Genomic DNA, 22,385 nt, shown 5'->3' with positions numbered 1-22,385 from the left:
TGAAATTATACCAATGATTAATGGTCTTATATAGAAGTATGGCTATAAGATAGGGCTTTGAATAATATTATTTTAAAGTGTATTATATGAAGGTGAAAATATCAGATTGTAAGGGGTGAATCATGTTGGCTAAAAAATCATCTCAATTCTGGGCCTTGCTTTTATTCTCAATTGGCGTATTTATGGCGCAGCTGGATAACGGAATCATTAGTTCAGCGCTCACAACCATTAATCGTTCTTTTGATGTGACGGATAACTGGGGCGCATGGGGGATAACCATTTATACATTAGGTTTAGCGATTAGCTTACCGATTGTAGGTAAACTCTCCGACAGGTACGGAAGGAAGAAGTTATTTATTATTGAAATTATTTTATTTGGAATTGGTTCATCATTAGTAGCCCTTAGCCCATCATTTGGATTTTATTTAGCTGCGCGCTTCATTCAAGCACTGGGTGGCGGGGGTATTTTCATTATCGGGAACTCCCATATTTTAAGTACTGTTGAGCCAAGCAAGCAGGCCAAATATTTAGGACTTTTAGGTGCAATGAACGGGGTAGCGGCAGTATTAGGACCAAACGTTGGTTCATTCTTACTTGATTTAACGGGAAATTGGCATATTTTATTTTTAATTAACGTGCCTATTGCCATTGTGTTGTTTATTCTTGCCTTTATGAAGCTAAAAGAATCGGCAGATCCAAGTCCGGGTCGTTTAGATTTAATGGGAACCATTATTTTATCATTCGCTATTCTTTCGATTATGTACGGATTAACAAACATTGATATTGATTTCTTGGCAAGCTTTACGAAGCTTAACGTGTCAGGATTTATTGGAGCAGGAATTGTGTTATTTATCCTGTTAGTAATTTATGAATCTAGATTAGAACGAAAAGAAAAGGGTGACCCTATTCTACCTATACACTTAATTAAGCAGCCTCGTTTCTTAATGGTGCTTCTAATTGGTGCTTTATCAGGTGGGATTTTAGCGGGTATGATTTTCATCCCAGCCTTCACAGAAAATGTACTGGGGATTACGGCTGAGAAATCAGGTTATTGGATGACACCACTTGCATTAGCAGCAGGGGTTGGTGCTGGATTAGGTGGTGTACTTGTTAGTAAGCGTGGCCCAGTATTTACAGTGATTATGTCTGGGTTGATTGCAGCCATCGGATTTGCCTTATTCCCGTTATGGATTGAATCGGAATGGCAATTTGTTGTCTCAAGTATGATTGCAGGTGTCGGCATTGGTGTTATTTTAGGTGCACCGTTAAATATTCTTGCCACAGAAGGGTTGAAATCTGATAAGGGTACTGCTCTTGCTTCTTTATCCTTACTCCGCCAAATTGGGATGACCATCGCTCCAACCATTTATGCAGGCTTTATTGCACGTGGCTATAACAATATGGGTAATCTTTTTAAGAATGATTTCCAGGATGTATTACAGAACAACATTGCACAGGCCTCTTTATCACCGGATGCACTAGGTGAATTAGCACAGATTGGTCAGCAGATGGCTTCCGGCTCGGGTTCGTTCGATTCAAATCAAATGAATGAAATCGTCGGTTCAATCCAAGATCCAGCATTAAAAGAAGTGATCCTAAACAGTGTTTCTGAAATCACCAAAATGGCAGCACAGAATGGGTACGGTGGGTTATACTGGTCAGCAGCTATTTTAGGTGTACTCATCATTGTGGCTTCTTTAATATTAATACCATTACGTGAGAAAGGTACTGTGTCTCGCGGGGAGTAGGAGATAAAAGTATGAAAAGTCAGTTCCTTGGGAACTGACTTTTTGTGTATCTCATGATCTTCTAACCTCTATAAAGTCGCTTTAACTTTGAGTAATAATTTCATGAAGATCTCACTCTCTTCTTCAGACAGACCATGAGTAATACTCTGTTCTACTTCCATAAATATTTTGTTGAATTCTTCAACGAGATTGCTCCCTTTTTCCAATAAGTATATTTTTTTTTGTCGCTCGTTATCTTCAGGGATGACCCGCTTGATATAGCCCTTTTTCTCCAGTCCTTGAAGCATGCTGGTAATGGTGGCTCCTTTACGGTTAAAATGGACTGCTAAATCTTTCTGGATGACACCTTTGTCCTGATTCTCAAAGATATATCCCATCATCTGCCCTTGCTGAGCGTTCAGATCCAATTCTGACAATCGGATATTAGCCATGCTTCTAATTTTCATTCCGATCGTTACAATCACATCTGAATAGGGGGTATGAAAGGTTTGTTCTGTCATTCTACAGCCGACTCCCTTCGTATAGTTAGATTTCTAATTATACGTAATATTAATAGTTAGGGGAGTGACTGTCAAATGTAATAGCGACAACCTACTTAATTAGACTGTTGACAGTTAGAAATCTAACTGTTATATTTCAATCTATAAAAAGTATATTCATTACAGGAGGAAAATACAATGATTACTGCAATTACGAATGCGCGTATTTTTGATGGGGAGAAAGTGATCCAAGCCAATACAGTTCTGATTGAAGGAGACAAAGTTATATCGGTTGGAGGGGAAATACCAGAGTATGCGACCATTATAGATGCGGATGGTGGGACGCTGCTTCCAGGTCTAATCGATGCTCATGTTCACACATCTGTAGATGGTCTACGAGACGCACTGAAATTTGGAGTTACAACGGAACTGGAAATGATGGGCGGGTTCACGAAAAAAGGCCGTGCGACACAATTGAAAGGGATAGAAGATATTGCTGATGTACGATCTGCCGGAATGGGCGTTACACCTCCTGGGGGACATCCTGATGAACTAATGCCAGGAGATGGGGAAATCCCAGACTTTGTTCTAAAAGAATTAGAGAAAATGAGCGAGGAAGATCGTAACGCCATGCTGGCCGCTTACGCACATGATCATGGAGAAGCTCCTACGGTATCAACCCGAGAAGAAGCAATAGCATTCGTGAAAGAACAAGTTAGAGACGGAGCTGACTATATCAAGATTATGATCGAAGAAGGGACAGTATTAGCAGCGCCCGGATTACCTGTCTTGAGCCAAGATATTCTAAGCGCGGCTGTAGAAGAAGCACATCGTCATCACAAGATTGCGATTGCTCATGTATTAACTGTAGAATCTTCCCGGCAAGCCATAGAAGTTGGAGTAGAAGGACTCGCGCACTTATTCATTGACCGTCCTGAAACGACTCCGGATTTAGTGAAAATGATCGCGGAGGCTGGAGCTTTTGTTACACCATGTCTCGTCTTGAACTCTTCAATTATCGGTAAACCAGCATCGGAAATGGCGATTGATCCACGTGTGAGGTCCAAGCTCAGTCCAGAATGGATTGATACGTTGAATTCCAGCTTTAATACCTATCCGCAAGGAAGTATGGAAGATAATTATCGGAATGTAATGGATCTACACCGTGCAGGTGTTGATATCTTGGTGGGTACGGATGTTTCTGTACCGGTTCCAACGTTGGGCGGACTTGCCCATGGAGTTAGCGTACACCACGAAATGGAGTTGTTGGTGGAAGCGGGATTCACAGCTGTAGAAGCCCTTCAGTCCGCTACTTCAAAAACGGCCCGTCGGTTCAGCTTGGATGACCGCGGACGTATTGTAGAAGGGGCAAGAGCGGACTTAGTATTGGTTGATGGTGACCCAACAATTAATATCTCGGATACGTTATCGATCCGTGAAGTATGGTTACGTGGTTCTCGGCAAATAGGAGAGTAATATCATGAGCTATATTACCGCAAGTCTCTTTAAATAAAATCAACTGAAAACTAAGAGCGCGTACCTAATAGGTAGCGCTCTTAGTTTTATTTCTGGTAAGAGATTTAAGGGAATTCTTGAAAGTACACACGATGTACACAGGATTACTTTATACTGAGTCTTGTAAGAACAAATGGGGATATCGTATACATGTGATTCACATATGGGTATAAGTATTAATAAGATTCCCCTAAGCTTACGTTATGTAACAAAAATGCGGATAGATGTGGAGTGTACAGTAATGAAACGAAGTATATTGTTAGTTGAAGATGATATGCTTATGCGAGAATTTATAACGGATTATTTCGAAAAGGAACACTGGAAAGTGTATGAAGCGGAGAACGGAAGAATCGCACTTGAGATTTTCGAACAGACTTCTGTGGATCTGATTGTTCTAGATATTATGATGCCAGAAATGGATGGATGGTCCGTATGTAGAAGCATTCGCAAGAAGTCAGACGTACCGATTATTATTATTACCGCAAGGTCAGAAGACGATGATCAAATGTTAGGATTCGAGCTGGGTGCTGATGAATATGTGACGAAGCCCTTAAGTCCAAGGGTATTGGTAGCCCGCGCTACGGCACTAATGAAAAGAGCAGAAGGGACTATCGGAAATGAAGGCGATATCTTTAGCTATGGTGACTTAGTCGTGAATAGAATGGCACATACGGTATCGGTAACGGGAATGACAGTTAATTTATCACCCAAAGAGTATGACTTACTTCTCTTTCTCACCAAGCACTATGATAAGGTCTTGTCACGAGAATATATTCTCGACACAGTTTGGGGCTACGATTATGTGGGAGATTTACGTACAGTAGACACCCATATCAAAAAACTAAGAGCCAAGCTCGGAGATGAAGGTCGATATATATGCACTGTCATTCGTGCAGGGTATAAGTTTGAGTTAGAAGTATGAGAAGACACGGTGTAGTTCTAAAACTTTTCATTGTAACGTCGGTTATGATTTTGGTTGTTTTTTCGTTAGTGCTACTTGCAGAGGGATTGTTCTTTGAGCGATTTTATCGTACGTCTAAGATCCAAACATTAGAGCAAAATATCAATCAATTCGTGGATCAATTCAACCAATCTGAGTCCAAAGAACGATCAATTTCCCCGCTGCTCGGTACATTTATGAATCACAATGATGTGAGTACTGCCATCTTGAATAATCAGTGGGAACGAACAACCCTAAATCCTTATTTCTTGGAGATTCAAGATGACACTAAGTCCATTACTATTCTTATTCCAACAAATGGACTGACAATGGATACTATTCCGCAAGGAATTGAAATTGGCGATAATCTGGTGGTAGATGGGATCTTCATGGATGAGAAGGATACCATTATGCATCCTGTGGTCGTACAGCAGATAGATTCGGATCTTGAAGAGGGCTTGCAACGAGTGGAAGGGAAGATAACGAATTTGATGTTGCCTGATCGGCGATCGTACAATCCTCTTTATCAGGATACCCTTATAGATGATGCTTTGCTGGATCTAAAGTCAGAAGCAGAACAATCTCTTTCTACCTTAAAGAACGGTTCTCTTGTTCAGATGAATTGGAGTGATAAATGGAGTGGTGTCCAATACATTGTTCTAATCCGATCATTATCTGAAGGTAAGAATGGGAATGGTTATTTAATGGTCATGACCTCTCTGCAGCCGGTCGGGGAAGCTGTCGGGATACTCAAGCAATATTTTGTTTATATGGCACCTATTATTCTTATACTCGTGATTATTCTATCCTTTATTTATTCTAAAATTGTCTCACGTCCGTTAGTGATGTTAAGCCGCTCAGCTGTGCGACTAGCTAATCTAGACTTTACGGTACAGCCACAAATCGATTCAAAGGATGAATTTGGGGAGTTATCGCGTAATATGATTGCATTATCGCACAATTTAGATGCAGCCTTGAAGGATCTCACCGATGCCAATATAAAGTTACAGGAGGATATGGAAGAAAAACAGCGATCCGAACAGCTTCGTAAAGAACTGATCGCGAACATCTCCCATGAGTTGAAAACTCCTTTAGGCATTGTTAAAGGCTTCGCTGAAGGGCTACAGGATGGTGTTGCGACCGATAAAAGAGACCGGTACCTTGCCATGATTGTGAATGAAACGGATCGTATGAATGCATTAATTATGGATATGTTAGAGCTCTCCAAATTTGAAGTTAAAGCTGTTCGGTTGCATCCTAGAAGTATATCTATGACAAACCTTATTCAGAATATGGTCGATTCCTTCTCTCAACAGTTGGAGAGTAAGCACCTTCAGATTAAGGTAAACCTCGAAGAGGAAGAACTATTCGTTGAGGCCGATCCTAGAAGGCTCGAACAGGTTGTTCTGAATTTATTAAGTAATGCTATACGGTATGCAGTGGAGAATAGCGTCATTACAATCTGCATCAGAAGGACCATTGCTGGAAAAGTAAACACAGTGATTGAGAACATCGGACCGCACATTGCCAAGGAGGACCTGAGTCGAATATGGGATCAGTTCTATCGCGTTGAACGTTCACGGGATCGTAGATCGGGGGGAACAGGTCTAGGGCTCACGATCGTTAAGCATATTCTGGAACTTCATGAGAGTGAGTTCGGTGTGGAAAATACGGATTCAGGCGTCGAATTTTCTTTTAAATTAAATGAAAGCAGGAGAGAAATCAATGAACAATAAAAAAATGATGTATGTTATATGTGCGCTATGTGCGCTACTTCTGACCAGTGCTTGTAGCACAGAATCCGACAAAGGATCTAACAATGGATCAACAACGGGGACCGTAACGACGCAGCCTTCCGAACCATCGGACAACATAGAAACTAAACCATCTGAACAAAATGAACCAACAAAACAAACCGAGCCAACTGAACCAATTAAACAATCGGAACCAGTCAAACCAACTGAAAGTAAACAAGAGAATACCAAGCCTCAAAAGGACAATTCGGTAGAATCCGATAAAGAAATATTAGTTATTATCGATCAGACTCCCAAGCCAATTGAGGGAAATAGTTTTGATTTTGGTGTGAAACAGATTCCGGAAGGATATGCTCTAGCTGAATTACAGTGGATTTCTAAGGATAATACGATTATAAATTCTATCCAAGAAGCGATTGAAAATGGAGCGAACGGTGGAGATGGATTCTACATTAGTGGTAACGGACAATATACTGGGTTCTTCTATCCAGATTCGATGAAAGGTGAGGAAGGTCAAATCATTTTTCTATTCAAGAATGATCAAGGCAAGGAATTAACTTGGAAAAAGAAACTAACATTGATTTAATAGGGATGGAATGTGACTGGATTATTTGATCATAATTGGTAAGATAAGGTTACGGAGTATAATTAGATAATGGCCAATCAGGATTAGTTCATAGGTAGCAACTCTGGTATACAAGAAGTCTCTCGGAAAGGGGTGCAGTGCATGAACAAAATGGATCGTTTGTTAGCCATAGTGCTTGAGCTGCAGCGTAATGAAGTGTTACGAGCCGAGGATTTGGCCGCTATATTTGAAACAAGCGTGAGAACAATCTATAGGGATATTCAGGCTTTAAGTGAAGCCGGTGTATCCGTGATAGGGGCGCCAGGGCAGGGATACTCCTTACTGGAGGGGTATTTCCTACCGCCCGTTAGTTTCACAGTGGATGAAGCTGTGACGTTACTCATTGGGATAGATTTTATCGAGCAGTCATTTGATGCCCATTATGTCAGTAAGTCTCGAAATTCGAGAGCGAAGATCGAAGCCATCTTGCCGGAACCGATCCGCAAAGAGGCATCCCGGATTCGTAAGGGCTTTCGTTTGTTTTCATCCCCTGAAGATGTATCTCGAATACAAGCAAAGGCATACTTGGAAGCGATCCGCGGAGCGATGCTGGAGGAAAAAAAAATAAGATTCCACTATTCTAAAAGTACTGCTGAGGCTGACGGGAACCGTCAAAGTGTTCGTACAGTTGCACCATATGGTATTGTGCTTCATCTAGGGGCATGGGTACTTATCGCATGGTGCGAATTGCGTGAAGGCATTCGGCATTTCCGGTTGTCTCGAATGACGGATCTTCGTGTATTGGAAGCTGGATTTAAGTTGCCATCAGATTTTGATTTGAATGTATACCGGCCAACAGATGATCGCAACATTCGTGTTCGCATCCATGTCCAACCTGACATTGCCGATAAGGTAAAGGAATCGAACAACTTCTATACAGAAGCCATAGAGGAACATAAGGATGGGCTGTTGATGACCCTTCGTGTTCGACAGCCTGAGGAATTACTGCATTGGGTGTTCAGTTGGGGAAGTGGCGTGGAGGTGCTGGAGCCGGAATCCTTCCGACATCGAGTTAGAAATGAACTGGAGAACATGTTGAAACGCTACTGACATAAAGGTGTCAGTAGCGTTTTTGTATACTTAGATAAAAAGATGACTAAGGAGACAAAGCATTATGATTACAACAAAGGATGCATTACAACGTTTTGAGGATACGGTGACACATTATATTCATGAGCTGGATCCAATTAATCTGGAGCAACTGAAGCAAAGGCCAAGTGACAATGAGTGGTCCATCGGGCAGATGGTACAACATCTTATTAACTCAGCACTGTATATGCAACTTCGTAACCTAGAGCAATGTTTAGTACCAAGTCAAGATCAACCCGTGCCTCAAGCGGGAAAAACGGAGAGAGGTGTGGCTGTATTTGCTCAAGGAAGTTTCCCACCCATTCGTATTCAGGTTCCGCCTTCTGCGCAGTATACACCTGAACAGCCTGAGAACAAAGAGCAACTAATTCAAGGGTTATACACGGTCCTCCAGAGAATGAAAGAGATTGAACCAACCCTTGTACAAGTGTCCAAAGAACATACAATACCCCATCCGTCATTTGGTGGACTGTGTGCGGAGGAATGGTTTCTGCTTGTTGAAATGCATTACCGTCATCATCTTCTGCAGCTGGACCGTTTAAAACAAATGCTCAGCGTGAGTTAGACCACATAAAGTTCATGCACAACAAAAGACGAAGCCAACGTAATCGATGGCTTCGTCTTTTAATTTATATACCTTAAAATTGATTCATTTTCTTGTACTGCTTATGCTTTTTCTTCAACCGTTTTCTTCGCTTTCAAGGGCATAAACAATGTGATGATAAACGCGACGATGGCTAGAATCGTCATGAAGTAATAGGCATCACTTGCCCCTAAAATGGATGAAAGGGATTTAAGTAGCTCAGTAGCAGTTGAAGGGTTATCCTGCATCACTGTTGCTGCATGGCTTGTTGACTGCACTGTGTAAATGGTGATTACGACAGCCGTACCAATCGCTCCAGCAATTTGGCGAACGGTATTATTCACTGCTGTACCGTGCGTACCAAGTTGTTTGGGTAATGCGTTGAGTCCCGCCGTATTGAGTGGCATAGTGATGAAGCTTAACCCAATCCGAAGACCGATCGTACGAATCATTAAATACATATACGTTGTCGATTCAGATAAATCTGTTACGGCCCACATCGATGGGATAATAAAGATTAACCCAATAATAAAGAGTGGTTTCGCACCAAAGCGATCGTATAGTTTACCAGTGACAGGTGACATAAACGCATTCACAAGTGCACCTGGTAGTAATAAAAGTCCTGCATCAAAAGCTGTGAATCCGCGACCTTGTTGTAGATAAATAGGTAATAAGATCATATCTGCGTACATCATCATGGTGACTAATACATTTATAAGAGATGTCATCGTAAAGATTTTATTTTTAAATACAGATAGGTTTAACAGTGGATCATTGGACTTAATTTGTCGAATACAGAAGATACCCGTTACAATGATCCCAATCACTAATGACAGTATCACAATGATATTGTCCCAACCTTTACTACCCGCACTACTGAATCCGTATAGAATGAGGCCAAATCCGATAGTTGATAAAAGAACACTAAACACATCAAGCTTCGCTTTCGACGTTTCGGATACATTCACTAAATATTTCATTGCCAGCAAAATGATAATGATGACAAATGGTATTATGCCGATAAATAACCAGCGCCAAGAGTGATATTCGATGACAAATCCCGCAAGGGTTGGTCCAATAGCAGGAGCAAATATCATCGCCAGACCAAGGAGTCCCATGGCACTACCACGTTTTTCAACTGGGAAAATCGCAAGAACTACACTCATCATGAGTGGCATGATAATCCCTGCACCCGCAGCTTGAATCATACGTCCAGCTAGTAGCATACTAAAGTTGGGTGCCGCTGCACAAACAATAGAACCCACTAATAGAAATAGCATGGAGCTTATGAATAATTGACGCGTTGTAAAACGTTTCATTAAATAGGCTGTAGTAGGAATCATTATTCCGTTGACAAGCATAAAGCCCGTTGAAATCCATTGTACGGTTGTTGCCGATACTTGAAATACGTCCATTAAATTACTTAATGCGACATTTAATAGCGTTTGATTCAAAGTGGATAAGAAGCAACCAATGATAAAAATGGTTATTAATATCTTTTTATTTATTTTTTTATCGTCTTCTTGCATAGATGTGAAAACCTCTCTTCATTGCTTTTTCGACATAGTGTCAATAAAATAGATCATATCAGTATTTAAGAAAATTGCCTATTTACAATTTATTTAAAAGTGTTGACTAATCGACAGAATCAATTGATTTGTCAATGAAGTAAACAATAATCGATAATAGAGGGATGAAATGTCTACCCATAAAAAAGAAGATCCACGTACCATTCGTTCAAAAAAGATGCTAAAAAATGCGGTTTTTTCCTTATTAGCGGATAATATTGAAATCTCTCAGTTGACCGTTCAGAAGATTGCGAACTGTGCAGAACTAAATCGTGCCACGTTTTATTTGCATTACGAGGATATTAATGACTTATTACGCCAGATTGTACATGAAATCTTTGATGATCTATCTATGAAAATGGAACCATTATTACAAGTGAAGAGTAGCACCCAACAGGACCAGTTAGTAACCTTTTTGGATTGTATTTATGAATATCGAAAAGTGTTTGGGGTATTGATTGAGAACAAAGGATTCAAAAACAACTTGTTTAATTTAATAAAAAGCACGATAGAAAGGCGTAGAAAAATGAGAAATATTAAACTTACGAAGGAAGAGGTTTCGGTTGATATTATAGCATCTTCACTCTTGGGTATTATTATGTGGTGGATTAAGGATGGTACTCAATTTAGCTCAGAATACATCGCAGGTCAGATTACCTTGATGTACAACAAGAGGCATATGTAAGGAACTTATTGTCTTTAAATAAGATGTATATGATGAAATCTGAAAAGCTAAAAACCATGTCGGGTGTATTTACCCAACATGGTTTTTGTCGATCGCGGTATCATATCGGAGATAGATAACATCTCTTTTTGAAAGTTATATAAGCGATTCTGCTTTTATTTGGATGGTGGATGTATGTACTTGGCTAGCTTCAAGTAATTGGATACCTTGTCCAATGTTCAACCCATTTACTGGAGCCATCCAAGGTTCAATACATACAAAGGATTTTCCTTGCAATGCCCATAACACCATATACTGATATACATCCTCAGAGGTGATTGTCACTTTCAGCTGTCTGGCATGATCAATCATCTCACATTGATTCGATTGTAGTTGATCATAAATGACATTAGACTCGGGTTGATTAAAGTTAAACTTACCCTGCGCCATACTATGGGGTATCATTTCATTGCAATGAGATGAAGGAATGTTTAATTCGAGACGATCTTTATCTGCTACATAGAAATAAGGGTGGTAACCTAAATAGAAGGGCATCACTTTATGATCCAGATTATGAATGGTAGCTTGTATGTCTAGTCCATCCTTAGTAAGTGTATATTGCATGACCAGTCTGAAATGGAAAGGGTATCTCTCATAGGTTTCTTCATTACCTACGATTTCTAGAGTGACTGAAGCACTGTGTTCATCAGTAGACGTATGGATGACCTTAGCTGGTAGATTACGCGCGAATCCGTGTTGTTTTAGATGATAGGCGGTGTCATTGTACGTGTAAGTCTCATCCTCTAAGTAGCTACTAATAGGAAACAAAATAGGATTACCACCGCGTATATTCTTTGAGGTATCCTCTAATGTTTCTTGTTCCAGATAAAAAATGGGTTCATTATTATGTACATATTTACTAATAATAGCTCCCCGTTCAGGGACCACTTCAACATAAATGTTACGCTCCTCATTGGATAGAACATAGGTCTCAAAATGGTCTTGCTTCGTGTAATAAGTAAACATAATCTTCCTCCTCAACGGTAATTATATTAAGAGCAATGACGACCTAATAGGTTCATAAATCATAAACATATTATACATTAAATTACCACACCTCACATTTGATTAATGGTAGAATAGGAGTAGAACAGGAACTGAAAAGGAGTACGATATGGCGGAATTCGTCTATAAGCAAATTATTGATGACCTCAAGACAAAAATCTTTGCCGGACAATTTGCCAACATGAGATTGCCCGATGAGCGCAGCCTTAGTGAAGCTTACCAGGTTAGCCGTAGTTCCGTGAAGCGTGCGCTGACTAAGATGGAGCATGATGGAATTATTTTTAAAAAGCAAGGGTCGGGAACATTCATTAACCCTTTATATATAAAGAATGAATCGATCTTCAATTACGAAGGGTCAAATTTAGGCGTCACCGACAATTTCCATATGCACGGGATCAAACCTACAACCAAGGTACTCAATTTCGAGGTTATTCCACCAACGGAGGAGTTACAGCGTGATTTGTTCCTAGAGCCCCATGATTTTGTTTATAAGATCATTCGCTTGCGGTTGTTTGATGAAGAACCCTTTATGATTGAAACAGGCTACATTCCGATCAAAATTGTTCAAAATCTGAACCAGACCATTATCGAAGGGTCCATATTCAATTACTTGGAGGAAGCCCATAATCTGGCTGTCACCAAGTCGTTTTTATCTATATTTGCAGAGCCTTCCACCGCTACGGATCAAGAACTTCTGCGTCTGAAAGAAAATGAACCCGTCGGGATCATGGAGGGGATTTTTTTCTTGGATAATGGTACTCCATTCGAGTTTTCCCATATGCGATTCCACTACAAATATATGAAATTCAATACGTTTGTCTCGGTGAAAGACTGAAGAATGCTTCGGTCTTCTTTTTTTGGCATAATTTACTGTGATTTATTCATAAAAGAACCTTAAATTAGTAGAAATATGAATTGTTTTTATCCATTATTCATACTATGTTCAATATTTCACATAATTGGACCGTATCAATTTCCTGAAAAAACGTTATGATATAAATATAACAACGTGAAATGTTTCACAATTGAACGTATATAAAAATAGATGGAGAGTGGAAGAAATGGGACTAACAACACAATTGGATTACTCATCTAAAACATATTTAGCTAAGGTCGATGCTTATTGGCGCGCAACCAACTACCTCTCAGTAGGTCAGTTATATTTGAAGGACAATCCGTTGTTACAAGCACCATTACAAGAGTCGGATGTTAAGATTAAGCCTATTGGACACTGGGGGACAATTCCGGGTCAGAACTTTATATATGCGCATCTAAATCGCGTGATTAACAAATATGATTTGAACATGCTCTATATTGAAGGACCTGGACATGGGGGTCAAGTTATGGTTTCAAATTCGTATCTTGATGGAAGCTATACTGAAATATACCCGCAAATCACACAAGATATTCCGGGCATGAAGAAGTTGTTCAAACAGTTCTCTTTCCCTGGCGGTATTGCTTCCCATGCTGCTCCTGAAACACCGGGATCCATTCATGAAGGCGGCGAGTTAGGATATTCGCTCTCCCACGGTGCAGGGGCGATATTGGATCATCCAGATCTAATCTCTGCGGTTGTTGTAGGAGATGGCGAAGCAGAAACGGGGCCATTAGCAGCTTCATGGTTCTCCAACAGATTCATTAACCCAGTGACAGATGGTGCTGTGTTGCCGATCCTCCATCTTAATGGATTCAAGATCAGTAACCCAACGATTCTATCCCGTCAGTCGAACGAAGAAATAACTTCTTACTTCAAGGGAATGGGCTGGGAACCGTTCTTTGTGGAAGGATCAGATCCGGATTTAATGCATCCAGAAATGGCGAAGGTTCTTGATACCATCGTCGAGAAAATCGCAGCCATTCAAAACAATGCACGTGAAAATAATGACCTTACCCGCCCTGTATGGCCAATGCTCGTCTTCCGTTCTCCTAAAGGTTGGACAGGTCCAAAAGAGTGGGATCAAGTACCAAATGAAGGTTCATTCCGCGCCCATCAGGTTCCTATTCCAGTTGACCAAAAAAATATGAAGCATGCACCTGCCTTAATAGAATGGTTGAAAAGCTATAAGCCAGAAGAATGTTTCGATGACAATGGTCGTCTAAAACCTGAAATTGCTGAAATCATGCCTAAGGGTGACAGACGCATGGGAATGAATCCCGTGTCTAACGCGGGTAACCTTATTAAAGATTTGCGGTTACCGGATTTCCGGGATTATGTCCTTGATAACTCCACTCCAGGCAAAGTGATTGCGCAAGATATGGCTGTCTTAGGAAAATACGTTAGAGATGTAGTCAGTCTAAATGAAGATAACCGTAATTTCAGAATCTTCGGACCAGATGAAACGATGTCTAACCGTTTGGCACCTGTATTTGAAGTTACAAAACGTCAATGGATGGACCAAATTATCGAACCTAACGATGAGTTCCTTGCTCCTTATGGCCGCATAATTGATTCGCAATTATCCGAACATCAGGCAGAAGGTTTACTCGAAGGTTACGTGTTAACGGGACGTCATGGTTTCTTTGCAAGTTATGAAGCCTTCTTGCGGGTAGTTGACTCGATGATTACACAACACTTTAAGTGGTTGCGTAAGGCAACGGACCAAGAATGGCGTACGGATATCCCATCGTTAAATATCGTAGCAACTTCTACGGTGTTCCAACAGGATCATAACGGATATACTCACCAAGATCCGGGGTTACTCGGCCATTTGGCAGACAAGAAGCCAGAATTTATCCGTGAATATTTACCGTCGGATGCGAACTCCTTGCTAGCTGTATTTGATACGATCTTGAACGACCGCCAGAAGATTAACCTTATCGTATCTTCCAAACATCCACGTCCACAATGGTTTAGTGCAGATGAAGCGAAGATATTGGTGGATAAAGGCTTGAAGATCATTGACTGGGCAAGTACGGATCATGATGGAGAGCCTGATGTAGTATTTGCTTCCGCAGGAACCGAGCCAACGATGGAGAGCTTGGCTGCCATCTCCATTCTGCATGAGAAATTACCACAACTGAAGATTCGTTATATTAACGTGGTTGACTTGTTGAAGCTGAGAAGTCAGAAGCTTGACCCACGTGGTCTATCTGACAAGGAGTTCGATCACTATTTCACACAAGATAAACCTGTGATCTTCGCTTTCCACGGTTATGAAGGACTCATTAAGGACCTGTTCTTTGATCGTCACAACCATAATCTTCATGTCCATGGATACCGCGAGAATGGCGATATCACGACCCCATTTGATATGCGGGTATTGAATCAAATGGACCGTTTTGACTTAGTGAAGGAAGCAGTGTTGAGCTTGTCAGATGCAGACCAATATACAGCAATTGCGAATGAAATGGATGCTACGATTAAGAAACATCATGAATACATCCGTGAAGAAGGTACTGATTTGCCGGAAGTAGAAAACTGGGTATGGAAAGAATTGAAATAATATTTCTTTATCTAATTCATGTAATTTGAGAGCATGTAGAAGGATCCGCTGAGGGGCGGGTCCTTCTTTTGTATTTATTATGAACATGTTCATGACGATATCCGAGTATAATGAGATTATTGGTTTATTTCAGGAAAATATTACAGAATATTATGCAGAAACCTATTTCGGACAAACACCGTCATTAGTATGCAATAACATGATCTTGGAGGGTGCATGGTGGAAAAAAGAGAAAGATTTACTTATCTTGAACTATTAAGGGGTATCACAATGCTGGCGGTATTGGCGATCCATTCGACGTCATATGCAATCATGGAGCTATCGAAGGATTCATTCCTTTATCCCTTTTATCACATTATTAACACTGCTTCTCATTTTGCCGTGCCCGCTTTTCTTTTCTTGAGCGCACTTCTGCTTTTCTATCACTACGACGACGGTACAAAGCAAAATTGGCTCGTTTTTTACCGGAAGCGCCTGAAGACAATCATCGTTCCCTACTTACTCTGGTCCTTTTTTTATTTAGTTATTGTTATGCATATTCAGCAAATGTCTGTGGGAGAGGGTCTATGGCGTTATGTAAAAGGACTGCTAATCGGTGACAACTACGCCCATCTGTACTTCATCGTTATCATTGCCCAATTTTACTTACTGTTTCCGCTCTTTCATATATTACTTCGGAATAGGTTCGTCAAGAGTCATCCGCTGTTATGCGGCGCCATATTCCAAATTGCCTTTTATATATTGAACCATTACATTTTCCATATGAGCAAGGTTGGTACATTTATCGGATCGTACCTGCTCTATTTATTCTTGGGTGCTTATGCGGCCGGGAAATTCAAAGCAGGGGGTAAACTCTGGCGGCAACGTTCCCTTTATTTCGGATTCGTTATCTCCGGCATTGTCTATGTAGGCCAAATGTGGCTACTGAGAACGAATCCGCACTGGATCCCGCAACCTTATCTTTCTTATCTTAACTTTGTGTCCGACTACACCTATGTTGCAATTTGCTGCTTAGTGCTGATGCAGGTCGCGTTACTACTTGAGGGGGGACATCTTCATTTTTTACGCAAAGCCCTATTCTCCATTGGAACGTGCTCGTTCGGTATTTACTTCATCCATCCGTTCTTCTTGCTTTTATGGCGGCAAAAAGTGATGACTCATGGAGTGATATCCTATCATCTGTTAACAATAGCAGGTGGATTAGTCGCATTGACGCTTTCATGGCTCATTACCATGGTTATTCAGAAAACAAGCCTTGGAATATACATTGTTGGCAAATCTGACGTTCGCAGACGATCACCGGCGATCCAAACGGACACGACCAAAAGCACCTGATGACACGCATCAGGTGCTTTTTTCTCCAAAAAAAAAAAGATAAATATTGAGATTATTGTTAAAAATAATGGGGTAGGGTTAGACATAAGGAACAGGCTTGTCTATATGCCACACAATTATTACAATGCATAGGAGTACAATAGTTATGGATCTGAAAAATAACGAAGAGAAGGTTATGGCGATGACAAAGATAGATGAAAGATTAGAAGCAAGTTGGAATTTTGAAAATAGTTATACTCGTCTGCCACAATTATTTGCTAGCCACACTAACCCAACGCCAGTGAAATCGCCACAGTTAGTTATTCTCAATGAGAAGTTGGCAACATCCTTAGGGTTAAGCATCAAGGCATTACAAAGTGAAGAAGGCGTAGCGGTGCTTGCTGGAAACAGCATACCGGAAGGTGCGGAGCCCATTGCTCAAGCTTACGCAGGGCATCAATTTGGGAACTTCACGATGTTAGGCGATGGACGGGCTGTTCTACTTGGTGAGCAGATAACGCCAGAAGGAGATCGCTTGGACATCCAACTAAAGGGAGCAGGGCGAACACCATACTCCCGCGGAGGGGATGGTCGAGCTTCACTTGGACCGATGCTACGCGAGTACATCATTAGTGAAGCCATGCATGGGCTAGGTATTCCTACAACTCGGAGCTTAGCGGTAGTGGCGACGGGTGAATCCGTCATCCGTGAACAAGATTTGCCGAGTGCCATTCTTACTCGCATCGCTGCTAGTCATTTGCGCGTAGGTACTTTTGAATATGTATCCCAATGGGGGGATGTTGAAGATATTAGAGTTCTTGCCGATTATACATTACAAAGGCATTTTTCATCTATAAAAGAGGACAACAATCGCTATCTCCATTTACTTCAAGAAGTCATCAAACGTCAGGCGAAGTTGATTGCCAAGTGGCAGTTGGTAGGCTTTATTCATGGGGTAATGAATACAGATAATATGGCGATTAGTGGAGAAACGATTGATTATGGTCCGTGTGCATTTATGGATACCTTTGATCCTGCCACTGTGTTTAGCTCCATTGATAGACAAGGTCGTTACGCCTTTGGCAACCAGCCGAATATTGGGGGTTGGAATCTTACAAGATTTGCAGAAGCCCTTGTACCCTTACTTCATGATGATCAATCTGAAGCTATCGAATTGGCTGAGAATGCGTTAGCAGAATATGCAACGTTGTATTATGATACCTGGCTTGCTGGAATGGGATCCAAGCTTGGCATATTTAAAGTCGAAGAACAGGATGAGAATTTTATTAAAGATCTCCTCGATATGATGAAAAAATATCAAGCGGACTATACGAATACTTTTCTTGCTTTAACCTTTGATACGGCGAAGGAAACAGTTCTGTCTGGCACGCCAGAGTTTACTCAGTGGTATACGTTGTGGCAGGAGAGACTTGAGCGGCAACAGGAATTGAAGGATGAAGCACATGAGTTGATGAGAAACAGCAACCCAGCGATTATTCCTCGCAATCATCGCGTAGAAGAGGCATTAGAAGCTGCAGTGAATTGTGGAGATTACAGTGTCATGGAACAATTATTAGAGGCACTTGATAATCCCTATGCACACACACCAGAACAGGCTGTTTACGCTACGTTACCGGTGGAGTCTAATCGTCCTTATAGAACTTATTGTGGAACATGATAAGTTACTGGATTTATATAACTTCTAACAATCGGATACAATTGTATGATGGGCTGCCTGTCATTATGAAGGCGGACTTTTTTCTGAAATGCTAAATTCTCGGTATATTCCCAGCGCGGGGAGCATTTGATCATTAGCCTAAAAAATAACAGTAGAGAAGGTATTTAAATGTTAAAAAAACTCGCAAATAGAGTGTACTATATGCCCCATTATTCAGAAACTGACCGTCCCACATTGGGGTTAATTTGTGGGGATACCTTCAGCTTGATCGTTGATTCAGGGAATTCACCTGCACATGCAATGGATTTCCTCAATGAAGTCAAAAAAATGGATATCGCACCTGTAAATTTTCTAGTCATTACACATTGGCATTGGGACCATATATTTGGTATTCATACGATGGGATTATTAACAATTAGTTATGAAGAAACGAAGAAAAAGATAAATAATTTGAAAACTCTAAAATGGGATGACACTTCACTAGACTCGCGCGTTGGAACGGGTGAAGAAATTGAGTTTTGTAGAGATATGATAAAACGTGAAATGCCTACACGAGATGATTTGAAATTGAAGGCGCCAGATTTATCCTTTAATAATAAAATCGAGGTTGATTTGGGTGGCGTGTCCTGTGTAGTTGAGCATGTTGGTGGGGTTCACGCAGAGGATTCATGCATTATTTATATTCCTGAAGAGAAAGTTATGTTTCTAGGTGATTGTATATATCAGGACTTTTACAGCGGAGCATGGAGCTACAACAAAGATGAACTTTACATCCTATTAGATAAAATAAAAAAGTACGAAGTAAATTATTATGTGACAGGGCATCAAGATCCAAAGACGTACGTAGAAATGTGGACGTTTTTGGATGAGTTAACTAGGATCGGAGAAATTGCGGGTAAAGAAATAGACCTTGAGAAAGCTGTTACTAGATTTAACGAAGTACGAAAGACAGCACCCAATAAAGAACAACTCGAGTATATTGAAAACTTTGTAAGTGGTAATCGCAAACTAGTTTAAATTACTCCACACCGTCATTTGAGGATCAAATACTAACTAATCGTGATATGGGAGGTGCATGGACATGCTCATTTCTAACCACCTAGAACAATATAAATCGACAATACTCTCGCTACCGAAGGATTCCTCGTTAACTAGGGAGGATCTGCAGGTGGATAAGCTTCTAATGAAGCGTAGCGGTGAAATTGAGATGTACTATGCACCACATAATGAGTACATGAATCCTTTTGCAAAGGTAATCATTTTAGGGTTAACCCCTGGTTTTACACAAATGAGGATTGCTATACAAGAAGCGATTATAGGCCTCAAAGTGGGTCTTTCAGATGAAGAGGTCTGCAAAAAAGCTAAAGAAGTGGCGAGATTCGCGGGTTCCATGCGGAATACGTTAATTCATATGCTAGATACACTAAAACTCCATCAATATTTGAATCTGTCCTCAAGTGCTGAATTGTTTCAGGAGGAGCAAGCTATACTGCATACCACCTCTTTATTACGGTTTCCCGTATTTGTAGGTAAGAAAAATTATAGCGGAGCTCATCCCAATTTACTCTCCAACTCGTTACTTAGAGAATATGGGCTAACGTCTTTAGAGGAGGAGCTAGGGTTCCTGAGCCAAGCTTTAATTATTCCTCTAGGAAAAACAGTGGAAGGAATGCTTCAGCTTTTGGTGTCTGAGGGCAGGCTAGATCCACGGCGCTGTTTATGGGGATTTCCTCATCCATCTGGAGCAAACGGACACCGATTTAAGCAGTTTTCCAGCCATCAAGACGACTTGACAAAGACGCTGCAAGATCATTTATGGAACAACTGAGCTCATTCATATGAAATCAAAGAAATAATGGATGACATAAAAAAATATCGGGATGAACGTAAAATGTGGTAGATACACCGACTGTACTTTTGGCGTAAAGCAAAGATATAAGATCGATCGCCCTACTTATGATACGTTGAACCGTATTATTAGGTAGGTTTTTTTACATACACTTGGAGGTCTATTTCTACTGATAGATTTTCTATGGTTAATCTATCCATTTACATCAATTAGTAGAATCATAGACTAAGATACAAGCGTTATTGCTTCTTCAGCAATATATATATGTTGTATGTAAATATTGTTGGAGGTTGATCACATGAGAAAGAGAATTTCATCAATGAAAAGAATTAAACGTAATCCTAGCAAAATAACGAAAAAGGTAAGAAAGCCAAAAAGAATTCGTATCAGACAAGCAAATGCGTACGAATTACAAGTATTTAGATTGGTAAATGAAGAACGAACAAGTCGGGGTATTGCTGCACTAACTCTTAATTCAACGCTAACAGATCTAGCGATTTTGAAATCAAGAGATATGAGAGACAACAATTATTTCGGTCATACTTCTCCAACCTATGGAACTCCGGGGGAAATGTTAGATCGTTTTGGGGTCAATAATCGCGCTTATGGAGAAAATATTGCAGCAGGTCAAGCAACACCTGAAGATGTGATGAGAGTATGGATGAATAGTACAGGTCATAGAGCCAATATTCTGGATCCTCGCTTTACGGATATTGGAGTTGGGTACGTAGCAGGAACTGAAACAAGTCGATATCGAACGTATTGGACACAATTGTTTATTCAGAAACCGTAATCCAAAAAAATAAAAAAGGCATACTGAATAGTTGTATTCAGTATGCCTTTTGAGTGTCTGAGCTTGCCTCGAAGGATGTATCACCACTGTTCATTAAGATACATTCCATAGATATTACTTATTGAAATCCATCTGAAGCAGTCGAACTGGCTCAGGATGCGCTATCAGAATATACTACGCTATATGTTTCGCCCTTCTCCTGCTCCTTATGCTGATTCCATACTTGTTTGATCTCTTCGGTTAATTGGCGCCAAGGCGTTTCTTCTGAGGATATACAATTCCCATAGTGCCAGCGTCTTTAACGTATCGTCATCAAATAAATCAAAGGTGCTAAATAATCATTCCACATAAATGTAAATGTAAAAATAGCAAAGGTAGATAAGCCTGCTGCGGATAATGGCATAACGATTCTCCAGAAGATAGTCCACTCGCTATTACCATCTACTCGAGCAGCTTCATTCAGTTCATGAGGCCTACATATTCCACAAATTCTTGCGCAGCGAAAAGGAAAGTGATGATTGGGATCGGATTCTTAGAAACCTTCGTGATCCGCAGATGACTTTTTGAACAAGCTCTAAAAGTAGGCTTCGAAGTAGTCATAATATAAGATGTTTGTGAGTATTATGGAGAATACGGTTGCCTGGTATTTAAATTCTGAATAGGGTAGATAAATAGGCGATTATTTAACAAATAACGAAAAGAGTTGAGTATGATGGGATTAAACTGGCATGAAGATTTTATTTTTAATCTGGCAAGTCTTGTCCGTCCAAAGGTATATGTGGAACTAGGAATACAGCAATGTAGGCTTTTTAATCGAATAATTCCTCTGGCTGAACGCTTGATAGGAGTGGATGTTACCCCAGATTCAGGTAATTATATGGGAAAGTCAAACAATGTTCAATTTTTTAATGGTGCCACACAGGAATTTGCTAAGGAATTAGAGGTTAACCCTTTGCAAATTGATATGGTATTCATCGATGCAGATCATTCAAAAGAAGCAGTGTTACAAGACTTCAGGGCCTTCTTCCCATTTGTTGTACCACATGGATTAATCTTATTGCATGATACGCATCCTGAAAATGAGTATATGATGCACCCATCTTTGTGTGAGACTGCCTATCAAGCAGTTGAAGAATTATCTAAGGAAACAGAATTGTATGAAATGATGACGATCCCGATTTCGCCAGGATTAACGATTTGTAGAAAACGTCAGATGCAATTATCGTGGAAGGAAAAGTAAATGAGGATCTAAATGGTTGGAATGGATCTACGTGGAGG

The 22,385-nt window shown here is 40.5% G+C and carries 21 protein-coding genes; 17 read left to right on the top strand and 4 right to left on the bottom strand.

Annotated elements, in window-relative coordinates; all coding sequences use genetic code 11:
* The first annotated feature begins 122 nt into the window (after positions 1-122).
* Positions 123-1,748 (top strand): MFS transporter, encoded by a 1,626-nt coding sequence (locus AC1D69_RS12875; RefSeq protein WP_495456559.1) that lies wholly within the window; start codon positions 123-125, stop codon positions 1,746-1,748.
* A 68-nt stretch (positions 1,749-1,816) separates the two neighbouring features.
* On the opposite strand, the gene AC1D69_RS12870 is transcribed toward AC1D69_RS12875, so the two are convergent.
* Entirely contained in the window at positions 1,817-2,248 is a 432-nt protein-coding gene (locus AC1D69_RS12870) for a MarR family winged helix-turn-helix transcriptional regulator (RefSeq protein ID WP_495456558.1), read from the bottom strand.
* 177 nt (positions 2,249-2,425) lie between these two features.
* Here AC1D69_RS12870 and AC1D69_RS12865 point away from each other — a divergent pair, with 177 nt between their 5' ends.
* The 6 genes from AC1D69_RS12865 (at position 2,426) to AC1D69_RS12840 (ending at position 8,715) form a co-directional block, all read left to right on the top strand.
* On the top strand, positions 2,426-3,703 hold the full coding sequence (locus AC1D69_RS12865) for an amidohydrolase family protein (RefSeq protein ID WP_495456557.1): 1,278 nt from the start codon (positions 2,426-2,428) through the stop codon (positions 3,701-3,703).
* 280 nt (positions 3,704-3,983) lie between these two features.
* Positions 3,984-4,664, top strand: coding sequence for a response regulator transcription factor (locus tag AC1D69_RS12860; RefSeq protein WP_495456556.1), 681 nt, complete (start codon positions 3,984-3,986; stop codon positions 4,662-4,664).
* Positions 4,661-6,418 (top strand): HAMP domain-containing sensor histidine kinase, encoded by a 1,758-nt coding sequence (locus tag AC1D69_RS12855; protein ID WP_495456555.1) that lies wholly within the window; start codon positions 4,661-4,663, stop codon positions 6,416-6,418. Before AC1D69_RS12860 ends, AC1D69_RS12855 begins: the two co-directional genes overlap by 4 nt.
* On the top strand, positions 6,408-7,022 hold the full coding sequence (locus tag AC1D69_RS12850) for a hypothetical protein (protein ID WP_495456554.1): 615 nt from the start codon (positions 6,408-6,410) through the stop codon (positions 7,020-7,022). The genes AC1D69_RS12855 and AC1D69_RS12850 overlap by 11 nt, the downstream gene beginning before the upstream one ends.
* 141 nt (positions 7,023-7,163) lie before the next feature.
* Complete coding sequence (locus tag AC1D69_RS12845; protein WP_495456553.1) at positions 7,164-8,111, top strand: helix-turn-helix transcriptional regulator; 948 nt, start codon at positions 7,164-7,166, stop codon at positions 8,109-8,111.
* Positions 8,112-8,178: 67 nt separating this feature from the next.
* Positions 8,179-8,715 carry a DinB family protein gene (locus tag AC1D69_RS12840; protein ID WP_495456652.1) on the top strand — a complete coding sequence of 179 codons (537 nt, stop codon included), beginning with the start codon at positions 8,179-8,181 and terminating at the stop codon, positions 8,713-8,715.
* A gap of 101 nt (positions 8,716-8,816) precedes the next feature.
* Here AC1D69_RS12840 and AC1D69_RS12835 read toward each other — a convergent pair whose 3' ends face one another.
* Positions 8,817-10,262: a DHA2 family efflux MFS transporter permease subunit gene (locus AC1D69_RS12835; RefSeq protein ID WP_495456552.1), complete on the bottom strand. Its 1,446-nt coding sequence runs from the start codon at positions 10,260-10,262 to the stop codon at positions 8,817-8,819.
* Between the two features lie 169 nt (positions 10,263-10,431).
* Between AC1D69_RS12835 and AC1D69_RS12830 the strand changes: the two genes are divergently transcribed.
* A complete protein-coding gene (locus AC1D69_RS12830; protein WP_495456551.1) occupies positions 10,432-10,986 on the top strand; it encodes a TetR/AcrR family transcriptional regulator in 555 nt (184 codons plus the stop codon).
* A gap of 135 nt (positions 10,987-11,121) precedes the next feature.
* Here AC1D69_RS12830 and AC1D69_RS12825 read toward each other — a convergent pair whose 3' ends face one another.
* A complete protein-coding gene (locus AC1D69_RS12825) occupies positions 11,122-11,991 on the bottom strand; it encodes an aldose epimerase family protein (RefSeq protein ID WP_495456550.1) in 870 nt (289 codons plus the stop codon).
* 148 nt (positions 11,992-12,139) lie between these two features.
* Here AC1D69_RS12825 and AC1D69_RS12820 point away from each other — a divergent pair, with 148 nt between their 5' ends.
* The 8 genes from AC1D69_RS12820 to AC1D69_RS12785 all read left to right on the top strand — a co-directional run bounded on the left by AC1D69_RS12820 (position 12,140) and on the right by AC1D69_RS12785 (position 21,107).
* Positions 12,140-12,865: a GntR family transcriptional regulator gene (locus AC1D69_RS12820; RefSeq protein ID WP_495456549.1), complete on the top strand. Its 726-nt coding sequence runs from the start codon at positions 12,140-12,142 to the stop codon at positions 12,863-12,865.
* Between the two features lie 226 nt (positions 12,866-13,091).
* The gene (locus AC1D69_RS12815) at positions 13,092-15,473 is read left to right on the top strand and encodes a phosphoketolase family protein (protein ID WP_495456548.1); all 2,382 of its coding nucleotides are present in this window, start codon (positions 13,092-13,094) and stop codon (positions 15,471-15,473) included.
* Positions 15,474-15,564: 91 nt separating this feature from the next.
* A complete protein-coding gene (locus tag AC1D69_RS12810; protein WP_495456547.1) occupies positions 15,565-15,732 on the top strand; it encodes a hypothetical protein in 168 nt (55 codons plus the stop codon).
* 11 nt (positions 15,733-15,743) lie between these two features.
* A complete protein-coding gene (locus AC1D69_RS12805) occupies positions 15,744-16,808 on the top strand; it encodes an acyltransferase (RefSeq protein WP_495456546.1) in 1,065 nt (354 codons plus the stop codon).
* Between the two features lie 181 nt (positions 16,809-16,989).
* Positions 16,990-18,465, top strand: coding sequence for a protein adenylyltransferase SelO (locus tag AC1D69_RS12800; RefSeq protein ID WP_495456651.1), 1,476 nt, complete (start codon positions 16,990-16,992; stop codon positions 18,463-18,465).
* Between the two features lie 168 nt (positions 18,466-18,633).
* On the top strand, positions 18,634-19,482 hold the full coding sequence (locus AC1D69_RS12795; RefSeq protein ID WP_495456545.1) for an MBL fold metallo-hydrolase: 849 nt from the start codon (positions 18,634-18,636) through the stop codon (positions 19,480-19,482).
* A 64-nt stretch (positions 19,483-19,546) separates the two neighbouring features.
* A complete protein-coding gene (locus AC1D69_RS12790) occupies positions 19,547-20,293 on the top strand; it encodes a hypothetical protein (RefSeq protein WP_495456544.1) in 747 nt (248 codons plus the stop codon).
* A gap of 319 nt (positions 20,294-20,612) precedes the next feature.
* Entirely contained in the window at positions 20,613-21,107 is a 495-nt protein-coding gene (locus AC1D69_RS12785; RefSeq protein ID WP_495456543.1) for a CAP domain-containing protein, read from the top strand.
* 298 nt (positions 21,108-21,405) lie between these two features.
* On the opposite strand, the gene AC1D69_RS12780 is transcribed toward AC1D69_RS12785, so the two are convergent.
* Complete coding sequence (locus AC1D69_RS12780; RefSeq protein ID WP_495456650.1) at positions 21,406-21,528, bottom strand: hypothetical protein; 123 nt, start codon at positions 21,526-21,528, stop codon at positions 21,406-21,408.
* 288 nt (positions 21,529-21,816) lie between these two features.
* On the opposite strand from AC1D69_RS12780, the gene AC1D69_RS12775 reads away from it, so the two are divergent.
* The gene (locus AC1D69_RS12775) at positions 21,817-22,347 is read left to right on the top strand and encodes a class I SAM-dependent methyltransferase (protein ID WP_495456542.1); all 531 of its coding nucleotides are present in this window, start codon (positions 21,817-21,819) and stop codon (positions 22,345-22,347) included.
* Positions 22,348-22,385: the final 38 nt, after the last annotated feature.

The organism is Paenibacillus sp. Y301, from assembly GCF_059445505.1.
This window is presented reverse-complemented; position numbering and strand designations above follow the sequence as displayed.

What these genes read in the sequence shown, in the direction of transcription:
- AC1D69_RS12860 (WP_495456556.1), top strand. Translation starts at nt 3,984, where the DNA reads ATGAAACGAAGTATATTGTTAGTTGAAGATGATATGCTTATGCGAGAA.
- AC1D69_RS12850 (WP_495456554.1), top strand. Translation starts at nt 6,408, where the DNA reads ATGAACAATAAAAAAATGATGTATGTTATATGTGCGCTATGTGCGCTA.
- AC1D69_RS12800 (WP_495456651.1), top strand. Translation starts at nt 16,990, where the DNA reads ATGACAAAGATAGATGAAAGATTAGAAGCAAGTTGGAATTTTGAAAAT.
- AC1D69_RS12870 (WP_495456558.1), bottom strand. Translation starts at nt 2,248, where the DNA reads ATGACAGAACAAACCTTTCATACCCCCTATTCAGATGTGATTGTAACG.
- AC1D69_RS12865 (WP_495456557.1), top strand. Translation starts at nt 2,426, where the DNA reads ATGATTACTGCAATTACGAATGCGCGTATTTTTGATGGGGAGAAAGTG.
- AC1D69_RS12875 (WP_495456559.1), top strand. Translation starts at nt 123, where the DNA reads ATGTTGGCTAAAAAATCATCTCAATTCTGGGCCTTGCTTTTATTCTCA.
- AC1D69_RS12830 (WP_495456551.1), top strand. Translation starts at nt 10,432, where the DNA reads ATGTCTACCCATAAAAAAGAAGATCCACGTACCATTCGTTCAAAAAAG.
- AC1D69_RS12820 (WP_495456549.1), top strand. Translation starts at nt 12,140, where the DNA reads ATGGCGGAATTCGTCTATAAGCAAATTATTGATGACCTCAAGACAAAA.
- AC1D69_RS12785 (WP_495456543.1), top strand. Translation starts at nt 20,613, where the DNA reads ATGAGAAAGAGAATTTCATCAATGAAAAGAATTAAACGTAATCCTAGC.
- AC1D69_RS12835 (WP_495456552.1), bottom strand. Translation starts at nt 10,262, where the DNA reads ATGCAAGAAGACGATAAAAAAATAAATAAAAAGATATTAATAACCATT.
- AC1D69_RS12815 (WP_495456548.1), top strand. Translation starts at nt 13,092, where the DNA reads ATGGGACTAACAACACAATTGGATTACTCATCTAAAACATATTTAGCT.
- AC1D69_RS12775 (WP_495456542.1), top strand. Translation starts at nt 21,817, where the DNA reads ATGATGGGATTAAACTGGCATGAAGATTTTATTTTTAATCTGGCAAGT.
- AC1D69_RS12805 (WP_495456546.1), top strand. Translation starts at nt 15,744, where the DNA reads ATGCTGGCGGTATTGGCGATCCATTCGACGTCATATGCAATCATGGAG.
- AC1D69_RS12795 (WP_495456545.1), top strand. Translation starts at nt 18,634, where the DNA reads ATGTTAAAAAAACTCGCAAATAGAGTGTACTATATGCCCCATTATTCA.
- AC1D69_RS12810 (WP_495456547.1), top strand. Translation starts at nt 15,565, where the DNA reads ATGACGATATCCGAGTATAATGAGATTATTGGTTTATTTCAGGAAAAT.
- AC1D69_RS12790 (WP_495456544.1), top strand. Translation starts at nt 19,547, where the DNA reads ATGCTCATTTCTAACCACCTAGAACAATATAAATCGACAATACTCTCG.
- AC1D69_RS12845 (WP_495456553.1), top strand. Translation starts at nt 7,164, where the DNA reads ATGAACAAAATGGATCGTTTGTTAGCCATAGTGCTTGAGCTGCAGCGT.
- AC1D69_RS12825 (WP_495456550.1), bottom strand. Translation starts at nt 11,991, where the DNA reads ATGTTTACTTATTACACGAAGCAAGACCATTTTGAGACCTATGTTCTA.
- AC1D69_RS12855 (WP_495456555.1), top strand. Translation starts at nt 4,661, where the DNA reads ATGAGAAGACACGGTGTAGTTCTAAAACTTTTCATTGTAACGTCGGTT.